Source organism: Aliirhizobium cellulosilyticum (assembly GCF_014198105.1).
In the GTDB taxonomy this organism is placed as follows: Bacteria; Pseudomonadota; Alphaproteobacteria; order Rhizobiales; family Rhizobiaceae; genus Neorhizobium; species Neorhizobium cellulosilyticum.
This window is the reverse complement of the sequence record NZ_JACIGW010000002.1, coordinates 1,177,110-1,188,158: the sequence shown is the minus strand read 5'-3', so window position 1 is coordinate 1,188,158 and position 11,049 is coordinate 1,177,110. Positions and strand designations below refer to the sequence as shown.

At 59.1% G+C, this 11,049-nt stretch carries 10 protein-coding genes and 1 tRNA gene; 4 read left to right on the top strand and 7 right to left on the bottom strand.

Annotated elements, in window-relative coordinates:
• Positions 1–16: 16 nt before the first annotated feature.
• The 3 genes from GGE33_RS14555 to GGE33_RS14545 all read left to right on the top strand — a co-directional run bounded on the left by GGE33_RS14555 (position 17) and on the right by GGE33_RS14545 (position 3,027).
• Positions 17–93, top strand: a tRNA-Met gene (locus GGE33_RS14555).
• A gap of 218 nt (positions 94–311) precedes the next feature.
• Positions 312–2,141, top strand: coding sequence for a DNA helicase RecQ (gene recQ / locus GGE33_RS14550; RefSeq protein WP_394353666.1), 1,830 nt, complete (start codon positions 312–314; stop codon positions 2,139–2,141).
• A 226-nt stretch (positions 2,142–2,367) separates the two neighbouring features.
• The gene (locus GGE33_RS14545; RefSeq protein WP_183824032.1) at positions 2,368–3,027 is read left to right on the top strand and encodes a peroxiredoxin; all 660 of its coding nucleotides are present in this window, start codon (positions 2,368–2,370) and stop codon (positions 3,025–3,027) included.
• Positions 3,028–3,076: 49 nt separating this feature from the next.
• Here the strand turns inward: GGE33_RS14545 and GGE33_RS14540 are convergent, their stop codons facing one another.
• The 7 genes from GGE33_RS14540 to GGE33_RS14510 all read right to left on the bottom strand — a co-directional run bounded on the left by GGE33_RS14540 (position 3,077) and on the right by GGE33_RS14510 (position 10,006).
• A complete protein-coding gene (locus GGE33_RS14540) occupies positions 3,077–3,847 on the bottom strand; it encodes a siderophore-interacting protein (protein ID WP_183824030.1) in 771 nt (256 codons plus the stop codon).
• A 217-nt stretch (positions 3,848–4,064) separates the two neighbouring features.
• On the bottom strand, positions 4,065–4,898 hold the full coding sequence (locus GGE33_RS14535; RefSeq protein WP_183824028.1) for a GNAT family N-acetyltransferase: 834 nt from the start codon (positions 4,896–4,898) through the stop codon (positions 4,065–4,067).
• Complete coding sequence (locus GGE33_RS14530; protein WP_183824181.1) at positions 4,895–5,641, bottom strand: aspartate/glutamate racemase family protein; 747 nt, start codon at positions 5,639–5,641, stop codon at positions 4,895–4,897. Before GGE33_RS14530 ends, GGE33_RS14535 begins: the two co-directional genes overlap by 4 nt.
• 10 nt (positions 5,642–5,651) lie before the next feature.
• Complete coding sequence (locus GGE33_RS14525) at positions 5,652–6,470, bottom strand: ABC transporter permease (protein WP_183824026.1); 819 nt, start codon at positions 6,468–6,470, stop codon at positions 5,652–5,654.
• 2 nt (positions 6,471–6,472) lie between these two features.
• A complete protein-coding gene (locus tag GGE33_RS14520; RefSeq protein ID WP_148148593.1) occupies positions 6,473–7,384 on the bottom strand; it encodes an ABC transporter permease in 912 nt (303 codons plus the stop codon).
• 207 nt (positions 7,385–7,591) lie between these two features.
• On the bottom strand, positions 7,592–8,881 hold the full coding sequence (locus GGE33_RS14515) for an ABC transporter substrate-binding protein (RefSeq protein ID WP_183824024.1): 1,290 nt from the start codon (positions 8,879–8,881) through the stop codon (positions 7,592–7,594).
• A 33-nt stretch (positions 8,882–8,914) separates the two neighbouring features.
• On the bottom strand, positions 8,915–10,006 hold the full coding sequence (locus GGE33_RS14510; protein ID WP_183824022.1) for an ABC transporter ATP-binding protein: 1,092 nt from the start codon (positions 10,004–10,006) through the stop codon (positions 8,915–8,917).
• Positions 10,007–10,245: 239 nt separating this feature from the next.
• Between GGE33_RS14510 and GGE33_RS14505 the strand changes: the two genes are divergently transcribed.
• Positions 10,246–10,962: a GntR family transcriptional regulator gene (locus GGE33_RS14505; RefSeq protein ID WP_183824020.1), complete on the top strand. Its 717-nt coding sequence runs from the start codon at positions 10,246–10,248 to the stop codon at positions 10,960–10,962.
• The last annotated feature ends 87 nt before the right edge of the window (positions 10,963–11,049 follow it).

Genomic DNA, 11,049 nt, shown 5'->3' with positions numbered 1-11,049 from the left:
AAAGGTTTGCGCTTGGCGCGGGGTGGAGCAGCCCGGTAGCTCGTCAGGCTCATAACCTGAAGGCCGCAGGTTCAAATCCTGCCCCCGCAACCAAAATTATCCAATGCAAAACCAAATTACGCACGGCTGGCAAAAAGATGCCAACGGTCACTGTACTCCGCCGACGACAAGAATAACACGACAGTCACCGAGGATGGTCTTATCCGCCGCTTTCTCACTAACCGAAAGCTCGCCGTTGTATCGCAGCCTGTGCCATAGTACCCAAGCCATGAAAGCGAGGGAACATTCAGGACATGCAAAGCGGATCCGTCATGCCTACAGGCGGCCATGGGCGCAAAAATCCGCTGGAAGTGCTGCGAAGGATCTATGGTTATCCGGCCTTTCGTGGGCAGCAGGCACACGTGATCGATCATGTGGTTGGTGGAGGCGACGCCGTCGTGCTGTTTCCGACCGGTGCGGGCAAATCGCTGTGTTTCCAGGTACCCGCCCTTTGTCGGGACGGCGTCGGTATTGTCGTTTCGCCACTGATCGCCCTGATGCGCGACCAAGTGGAGGCATTGAGGCAGGTCGGCATACGGGCTGCCGCCGTCAACTCGTCCTTGTCGCGCGAAGAATTCGGTGAGGTTCGCCGCGATCTGGCCAGCGGCACGCTCGATCTTCTTTATGTCACGCCGGAACGGATCGTCACTCAAGGGTTTCGCGACCTGATCGGTAATGCCAAAGTTTCTCTGTTCGCCATCGACGAGGCCCACTGCGTCTCCCAATGGGGCCATGATTTTCGTCCCGAATATCGTGAACTCGGTACGCTTGCCACGCTATATCCCGGCGTGCCCCGCATGGCGCTGACGGCGACCGCCGATCCGCATACGCGCGACGACATCATCGAACGCTTGGGCCTCGGCGATGCACGCGTCTTCACCTCATCCTTCGATCGGCCGAATATTTCCTATGAGATCGTCGAGAGAAACCAGCCGCGTCAGCAGCTTTTGCAGTTCCTGTCACGCCACAAGGGTTCGAGCGGCATCGTTTATTGCCTGTCTCGCGCCAAGGTGGAAGAGACGGCCGATTGGTTGAATGATCAGGGTATCTACGCACTGCCCTATCATGCCGGCCTCGAGCGCGATATCCGCGATAGGCATCAGGATGCGTTTCTCAAAGAGGAAGAGCTCTGCCTCGTCGCCACCGTCGCCTTCGGCATGGGCATCGACAAGCCGAATGTGCGTTATGTCGCGCATCTCGATCTTCCGGGCTCGGTCGAGGCCTATTACCAGGAAACCGGTCGCGCCGGCCGTGATGGCCTGCCCTCCGAGGTCTGGATGGCCTATGGCATGGCGGATGTCATCCAGCGCGGGCGGATGATCGATGGCGGAAATTCAGCAGATGAGGTCAAGCGCGTCGAACGGGCCAAGCTGAACGCGCTTCTCGGCATTTGCGAAACCGCAGGCTGCCGCCGGCAGGCGATCCTTGCGCATTTCGGCGAGCCGCATGCGGGTGGCTGCGGCAATTGCGATACCTGCCTGAAACCGGTGGATACCTGGGACGGAACGGAAGCGGCGATCAAGGCGCTGGCAGCCATTTACCGGACCGGCGAGCGTTTTGGCACAGGCCATCTCATTGATGTCCTCATCGGCAATGACAACGAAAAGACCCAGCGTTTCGGCCACACCGAAATGCCGGTTTTCGGCGCGGGCAAGGACTTACCCTTGAGGACCTGGCAATCGGTCTATCGCCAGCTTCTCGCCGCAGGCCTGATAAGGGTCGACCACGACGCCTTCGGTGCGCTGAAGCTGGAACCGGAGGCGCGGGCCGTGTTCCGGCACGAGCGGGAAGTCCGTTTCCGCAAGGATCGCCCGACCGGCCGCAAAGCGGACAGAAATCTTTCAACAAGCGCGAAAGGCGCTCGCGCCGACCTGGACGAGGCGGATGCCATCCTGTTCGAGGCCCTGCGCAGGAGGCGGACGGAGATCGCCAAGGAATTGTCCATTCCGCCCTATGTCGTGTTTGCCGACACGACGCTGGTCGGCCTCGCAAAACGCAAGCCCACGAGCCATGACGCCATGCTCGAAGTCTCCGGTATCGGGCAGACGAAACTGGAACGTTATGGCGACGCGTTTCTGGATATCATCCGGGCGCATGAATGATAGCCGCAATCGCTTTTCCGAAAGCCATTGCGGCGGTTTTCATGCGAAAGTTTAGAAACCCCTTGAAAAGAGGGAGTTGACCTGACGGCGCTTGCCGGGAATTATCCTGCCGCTTTTACCCGATCCACGCCTGTTTATTTTCATAGCCGGCAGTTTATGGAGCATGTTCAAGCTCCTCTTTCATTCGGCTTTACGGTTCAATCCACCCACAAAATGGAGAGTAAAGATGAGCCTACGCATCAACGATATCGCACCCGATTTTCAGGCCGACACGTCCAAGGGCCCGATCTCTTTCCACGACTGGATCGGTGACAATTACGCGGTCCTGTTTTCGCACCCCAAGAATTTCACCCCCGTCTGCACCACCGAACTCGGCACGATGGCAGGCCTTGCCGGCGAATTTGCCAAGCGTGGCGTCAGGATCATCGGCATTTCGGTCGATCCGGTCGAAAGCCATGAGAAGTGGAAGGGCGACATTCGCACCGCCACCGGTTTCGATGTCGACTACCCGCTGATCGGCGACAAGGATTTGAAGGTCGCCAAGCTTTACGACATGCTTCCGGCGGGCGCCGGCGACAGCTCGGAAGGCCGCACGCCTGCCGATAACGCAACCGTCCGCTCGGTTTTCGTCATCGGCCCGGACAAGAAGATCAAGCTCGTCCTCACCTACCCGATGACGACAGGTCGCAACTTTGATGAAATATTGCGTGCGATCGACAGTATCCAGCTGACTGCCAAACACCAGGTCGCCACGCCGGCGAACTGGAAACAGGGCGAGGATGTCATCATCACCGCTGCCGTCTCCAATGAAGACGCCATCCAGCGTTTCGGCTCCTTCGATACCGTCCTGCCCTATCTGCGCAAGACAAAACAGCCGACAGCCTGATCGGCCGAGTTACGAAAAGGAAGGGGAGCTGTGGCTCCCCTTTTTTTCTTCAATCGATCGTCTTGATGCTGGTATCGGCGGCACCGCGGGTCCAATAGCCGGCTGCCTTCAGCCACGGAAGCGGGTGGTTGCGGTTTGTCGTCAGATAGGTCTTGATCGCGCGGGCGACGGATGCTTCCGCTGCCACCCAGACGAATGTATCGGCCGTCAGCTCTATTGTATCGAGTACGGTTATGATCGGCAGGGGATCGGTGACCGATGAAGCCGGGCGATGCACCCAGCGTGTTGTGAGATCTGCGGCACCCGAAAACTGCTGCTCCTCGCTCTCATCCGTCACCGCGCCGATAGCCGTGATCACGTCACCTGTCTTGGCCTCTTCGATCAGGCGGCCGATTGCCGGCAGAGCGGTCTCGTCGCCGACCAGAACCCATTTACTGACGCCGGTAATGACGGCAGAGCCGCGCGGCCCGGCAATCATCACGGTCGATCCGGGTTTTGCCTCCATCGCCCATCTGGTTGCCGGCCCTGCCTCATGTACGGCGAAATCCAGCACCAGCCTGCCGGTTTCATTGTCATAGGAGCGCGGCGTGTAATCCCGCATTTCCATCTCGCCATTGGCGCCCGGCACCACCACTTTCACATGGTCATCGGCACCGAGACTGGCGAAATCAGACAGGGATTCTCCGCTGAGGGTGATGCGCAGCATATGCGGCGTGATGCGATCGACCGTATCGACTTTAAGCTCACGTCGCTTGAGTTCGTGGCGAACGCGCTCGATAACGGGATAGATCGGGGAAGAGGTCGTCGCTGAGGTGTCCATCAATTGTCCTGTTGTCGGGAGGAGAACTGAAGGCCTGCCGGACATGACCGCGCAGACCGTTGGTCCTCCAATCGATCCTGCGCGTTGATTGACGTGAACGCTTACGTGCCGAGCCTATGCTCGACAATATGGATCTGACCTATCGTGGCTGCGCCGGGCAGGCAAGTAGGCTCAAAAAGAAACCTTCAATAAATTATCAAGTTATCTTGAGCAAACGTCAGCCGAGTTCCAGCGTCGTTACCCCGAAAACACCGGCAGTATCGAAAGACGGCGGTGTCCCGCGATACATCCGGGTCGTCTGGAAACCACGCACGAAACCTTCTCCATCGAGAAACCCGGAAAATTCGATCTGGGTGGCGGGCACGTCGATATGCAGAACATCGCCTTTCGCCTCCATCGCGCAGGCAAACAGCAAATCCCTCGCCACGCCGAAATCCACAGCAAGGATCGGCCCGATCTTGTAACCCTCATGGCATTGGCGCGTGACGGCATAACCGGCGATGATGCCGTTGCGAACGAACACCTTCGCCTGCCTCGGAACATCCAGCCACGTCTTCAGGAATTCCGGGCGGCTTTCGGCAAAATACCGCCTGTCGAATTCGATCAGGGCCAGAAGATGAGCCTCTTCGAACGGACTGACCCGCGGATGAGACCGGCCTTCGAGTGTCCCGCTCCAGCGAAAGGTCTCGTAATCGGGCGCGAACCCCATGGATCGATAATTGGCCTGCTGCTCGGGCACACCATCCAGCCCGATCGTGCGGCTTGTCAGATGCGCCATGCCTGCATCCCACACCAGCCGTCCGTAACCGCGCCCGCGAAAATCCGGATGGGCGATATAAAGACCGATAAAACCGAATGTCGAACCATAGCGAACCGCGGAAATGCCCGCAGTCATAACGCCATCGACGAAACAGCCGATAAAGCCTTGCGCATCGGTGGCCTGAAATGGTGCCGCATCGGCAAGTCCGGGATTCCATCCCTCGGCTTTCGCCCAGCCGATCAGTGTCTCGATTTCCTTGAGATCGAGCGGACGGATCACGACCTCACTCATAAGCACGTCAGCCGGGTCGGTTCGAAAACTTCCAGCATGCCGCGATAGGATTTTGAAATCGGTGTCGCATAGGCACCGCGCTTGGCGGTCGACAGGCCCAATGTCACAAGTGATTCCGCCTGTTTCACTGCGGCGGCAACGCCATCCACCACCGGCACGCCGAATTCGGCCCTCAATTCGGCCGTAAGGTCCGCCATGCCGGCGCAACCGAGCACGATCGCTTCCGCCCGATCTTCCTTCAAAGCAAGCGCAATTTCGCTGCGCAACCGGTCGCGGGCGTTGGAGTTCGGATCTTCCAGCGAAAGCACGGGAATGTCGGCGGCGCGCACCTTGCAACGCGACGACATGCCATAGCGATGCACGAGATGTTCGAGCGGCAGCCGTGAGCGTTCCATCGTCGTCACCACGGTGAACTTCTGGGCTATGAAGGCGGTGGCCGAGACCGCCGCCTCGCAAATGCCGATCACCGGTACATCGGCAAGCGCGCGTGCCGCATCAAGCCCGGTATCGTCGAAGCAGGCGATGACGACGGCATCTATGCCTTCTCTTTCGCCGATGGCAATCTCCTTGAGCAGACCGGGAATGGCGAAAACCTCGTCATAATAACCTTCGATCGAAACCGGTCCCATCGATGAGGTCACGGCGACGATTTCCGTCTCGCGCCCCGCAACGCGGCGGGCGCTATCGGCGATCGTTGCGGTCATGCTTGCGGTCGTGTTCGGATTGACGACGAGAATGCGCATGGGCTGCATGTCAGCTCCGCTGTCTGCGGCGGTTGAGATGGACGATCAGGCCGAGCGTGCCGGCAATCACCAGGAAGGAAAAGACCGTGGTGACCGTGCCGAGCGCATAAAGCACCGGCGTCGTCACATTGGTCGTCATGCCGTAGATTTCCAGCGGCAACGTGTTGAACGAGCCTGATGTCATCAATGTGCGGGCAAATTCGTCATAGGAAAGCGTGAAGCCGAACAGGCCGACGCCGATCAGGCTCGGCGCGATCATCGGCAATACGACATTCGAGAATGTCTGCCAGGAGGATGCTCCAAGGTCCCGCGCCGCTTCCTCGTAAGCTGGCGAGAAGCGGTTGAACACCGCGAACATGATCAGCACGCCGAAAGGCAGCGTCCAGGTCAGATGCGCGCCGAAGGCCGATGAATACCAGGCCGGTTGCAGGCCGAGCTGGCTGAACAGCACGCCGATGCCGAGCGAAACGATGATCGAGGGTACGACGAGGCTTGCGACCGCCAGATAGAACAGTGCCGTCGCGCCGATGAATTTTCGCCGGAAGGCAAGCCCTGCCAGAAGCGACACGATGACGGTCACCAGCATCACCATGATACCGAGCATCGCCGAGCGGCGGAACGAGCCGCCGAAATCGCCCACCGCCTGGGTCTCGAACAGGTTGGCGAACCAGCGCAGCGACACCCCGTTGAGCGGGAAGGTCAGGCCGCCATTCGGCCCTTGGAAGGACAGGATCAGGATCGCCGACAGCGGCCCATAGAGGAAAAGCACGAAGACGGCAAAGAAGATGGCGAGAAGGTAGAATTCCCGGGAGCGTTTTTCGCGGTACATCTTTAAAGCTCCTTCCGGATATCGACGATCCGCAGGATGCCGGCGACCATCATCAGCACGAGTACCAGCAGCACCACGGCATTGGCGGCGGCGGCGGGGTATTGCAGCAGCGACATCTGGTTTTTCATCATCAGCGCCACGGACGCGCTCTGCCCGCCGGACATGACCTGCACGGTGGAGAAATCGGCCATGACCAGCGTCACGACAAAGATCGTGCCGATCGCCATGCCGGGCTTGGCAAGCGGAATGATGACGTTTGACAGGATCTGCCAGGAAGAGGCGCCGGCATCGCGTGCCGCCTCGACCAGCGATTTGTCGATGCGCATCAGCGTGTTGAAGATCGGCGTCACCATGAACAGCGTGTAGAGATGCACCATGGCGAGCACGACGGCGAAATCGGAATAGAGCAGCCATTCCACGGGCTCCGAAATTACCCCGGACCCCACCAGCGCCGAGTTGATCAGCCCGTTTCGCCCGAGAACCGGGATCCACGAGATCATCCGGATGATGTTCGATGTCAGGAACGGCACGGTGCAGATCAGGAACAGCACCATCTGCATCGATGTCGTGCGGATGTGAAAGGCGAGGAAATAGGCGACCCAGAAACCGATGAACAGGGTGATCGCCCAGACCAGCACGGCATATTTCAGCGTATTGAGATAGGTCTTCCAGGTAACCCATGAACCGAGCGTTTCGGCATAGTTCATCGTCAGGAAGTCGGGATACATCTGGGCGAAGTCGTAGTCCCAGAAGCTGACGACTGCGATCATCAGGATCGGCAACAGGAGAAAGAAGCCGAGGATCAACGTCAGCGGAATCGCCTGCAGATATGAGACGACGGCAAGCGACAGCCGAAAGCCCTGTCTGCGAACCCGCCCCGCATTTTCGGTATCCGTCGATGTGATCGTCGCCATTGCATATTCTCCCTCGGGAACTGCCAGTTTTGTCGGAGCAAGTGCCCCTCATCAGTCTGCCGGCACCTTCTCCCCGCAAGCGGGGAGAAGGTGGCAAGCCGTGATGTCTCCCATTCTTCGCCAGCGTCGAGCGAGGCACGTCCCCTCTCCCCGTAAACGGGGAGAGGGCTAGGGTGAGGGGCAGCTTTTTGGCGCTGCCACAGACTTTTAAGCCGCGATGAACTCGTTCCAGCGGCGGACCATGTAGCGGTCTTCGTCCATGACGGAGTTCCAGCAGGCGACATGGCCCATGCGTTCCTCGAAAGAGCCGCCGTCGCGCACGGCGCCGGCCTTTTCCATGACCTTGCCGTCCGGTGCGACGATATCGCCGGCCGCGGCCTTGCCTTCGATCCAGTAGCCCCATTCGTCGGCCGACATGTGTTCCTTGGCGGTTTCCATGCAGGCGGAATAATAGCCCTGGCGGTTGAGATAGGCGCCGACCCAACCGGATGTGTACCAGTTGATATATTCATAGGCTGCATCGAGCTGTGCGCCGGTCAGGTGCGCAGCAAGGCCGAGACCGCCACCCCACGAGCGATAGCCTTCCTTGAGCGGCTGGTATTTGCAGGCGATGCCCTTGGAACGCACGGCGGCAACCGCCGGCGACCACATGGACTGGATGATCACTTCGCCCGAAGCCATAAGGTTGACCGACTCGTCGAATGACTTCCAGAAGGCGCGGAACTGGCCGTCCTGCTTGGCCTTGATCAGGAAGTCGATCGTCTTGTCGATCTCTTCCTTGGTCATGTTGCCCTTGTCGGCATATTTGATGTTGCCGAGCGCTTCCATGATCATCGCGGCATCCATGATGCCGATCGACGGGATGTTGAGGATCGAGGTCTTGCCCTTGAACTTCGGGTCCATGATATCGGCCCAAGTGGTGATCTCGCGACCGACCAGGTCCGGACGAATGCCGAGCGTATCGGCATTGTAGATCGTCGGCATCATGGTGAAATACTGGGTCTCTTCCTTGGCAAAGGTCTTGTCGCCTGGCTTTTCGACGAAACCGACCGTATGCGGTGCAGTACCCTGGGCGATGACGCTGTCGGGCTTGAGCTTGCCGTTTTTGAACAGCGGCACGACCTTGTCGTAATATTTCAGCTTCTTCGTATCCATCGGCTGGATTACGCCGGCGGCATAGACCTTCTTCAGAATCCAGTATTCGATATCGGCGATGTCATAGGACTTCGGCTGGGTGACGGCGCGCTGGGCGGCGGCATCCGAATCCGTTGCCGTCATTTCGAGCGTGATGCCGAGATCGGCCTTGCACTTCTCGGCGATCGCATTGAGGTTCGAAACCCCGGTGCCGAACTGGCGAAGCGTGATCGGGTTCTGCGCCCAGATTGTCGGGAAGCCGGTAATCGCGCCCGAACCGGCCGCAAGACCGGCAGCAGCCGATGCCGTTTTCAAAAGCGAGCGGCGGGAAATGCCCTTCGTCGTCTTGGTGGTGTCCGTCATGTCAGTTCTCCTCTTGAGGTTTATTGTTATGTTTCAATGCTTCAGCCGCCCCAGTACGAGAGCGTCCTGACGCTCCCAACTGAGCGGAATCGCGTCGCCCACCTTCACCGGGTTGGCGAAAAAGTCCTTGTCGCTGAGGATGGCGGTAAAATCCTCCACACCGGCCCCATTGACGGTGAGCTTCACCGAAGAGCCGCGATATTCGACATTGGAGACCGAACCGGTAAAGCCCAGCCCCGCCTCCGTGGCCGGCGCGACACGCACGTGATCGGTGCGCACGGCAATGTCAGCCGTGTCGGCCAGCCCGACAATATCGGCGCCGATAGCGAGAAAATCACCGCCGGCCGGCACCGAGATCATCAGTGCGTCGCCTTCGCTTTTCGTCACACGGCCGGAAATCACGTTATGGTCGCCCATGAATTTTGCGACGAAGGCGGTGGCCGGCCGCTCGAACACGGTGCGTGGATGGGCGGCCTGCTCGATGCGCCCGTCATTCATGATGACGATGATATCGGCCAGCGCCATCGCCTCTTCCTGGCTGTGGGTCACATGCACGAAGGTGATGCCGAGCGAGGTCTGCAGCTTTTTCAGTTCAGCCCGCATGCGGATTTTCAAGAACGGATCGAGCGCCGAAAGCGGTTCGTCGAGCAGCAGCGCTTCCGGATCGGTGATCAGAGCGCGGGCAAGCGCCACGCGCTGCTGCTGGCCGCCGGAAAGCTGCGCCGGGCGGCGCGTCGCATAGGCTTCGAGCTGCATCAGCTTCAGCATGTCGAGCGCCTTGGCGCGGCGCTCGTCCTTTTCGACGCCCTTCATCTTCAGCGAAAAGGCGACATTGTCGACGAGGTCGAAATGCGGAAATAGCGCATAGGATTGGAACATCATCGCCGTGCCACGCCTGGCCGGCGGCAGGTCGGTGACGACGGCGTTGCCGAGACGGATATCGCCGGTCGAGATGCTTTCGTGCCCGGCGATCATCCGAAGCGTCGAGGTCTTGCCGCAGCCCGAAGGACCGAGCAGGCAGCAATAGGTGCCGCCCGGGATCTTCAGGCTGATCTCATGAACGGCCGTGGTGGCGCCATAGATCTTGGAGACGGATACGATGTCTATTTCAGCGGCTTTGCTCATAGGCATTCTCCTGCGATTATCTTGGTGATGCAGGAGCCGTGCCAGTTCAATTCTCCTTTGAAGATCAACGATATTTTCGATCGCGGCGTCTTTCGATATTTGCGGTTGCGCAAAATTGCAGCGATAGTTTTCGATCGCCTGTTCAAATTGTATGCAATCTGAATCTGGGATTGCAAAACATCCCACTATGCAGAGGCCCCTGCAACGCGTTAGAACAAGGGCATGCCGGACGAAAACCTATGACCTTGCTCGAAAAGACCTCTCCTTCTCCCGATACCTTGACTGAAGACCGCTCGATGGCGATCCGCGAATCCTTGCGCAACGCCATTATAGACCGGCGGTTGGCACCGGGGACGAAACTGTCGGAAGCGGAAGTTGGCGCGCTTTTCGACGTCAGCCGCACGGTGGCACGCGCCGCCCTGCAGATGCTCACTTTCGAAGGGCTTGTGAAGACCGAGCGTAACCGCGGTGCCTTCGTTTCGAACCCGACGCCGGATGAGGCGCGGCAGATTTTTGCATCCCGTCGCCTGATCGAGCCGGGCATCGTTACCGGTGCCGCCGAGCGGATCACGGCGGAAGACATCGCCCGTTTTCGCGAACAGCTGGTCGAGGAAGAGCGTTACATGAACGAGCGCGGCCCGGCAGCAAGACGGGCGGAAATCAAGGCATCTGGCGATTTCCATCTCATGCTGGCCTCCGTTGCCGGCAATACAATCCTGCAGCGCTTCATGGATGAACTCGTGGCGCGCTCATCGCTGGTCATTGCGCTTTACGGCCGCTCCGGCGTGTCGAGCTGCGGCCACAGCGAACATTTTGCCATTCTCGACCTGATCGAACGCGGTGATGCCAAACGTGCAGCCGACCTTATGCTGCATCATATCGACCACATCGAAGCCGATCTCGACCTGCAGCCGAAGCAAGGCGTGGCGCTGAAGGATGCGCTCGCGATCACATAGGCCTTTTTTCGTGGCCGACTGTCATGTCACTGTAAATGTCGGTCTTTAAGACATTTCACGCGGTCTGCACGGCTGTGCAGCAAACAG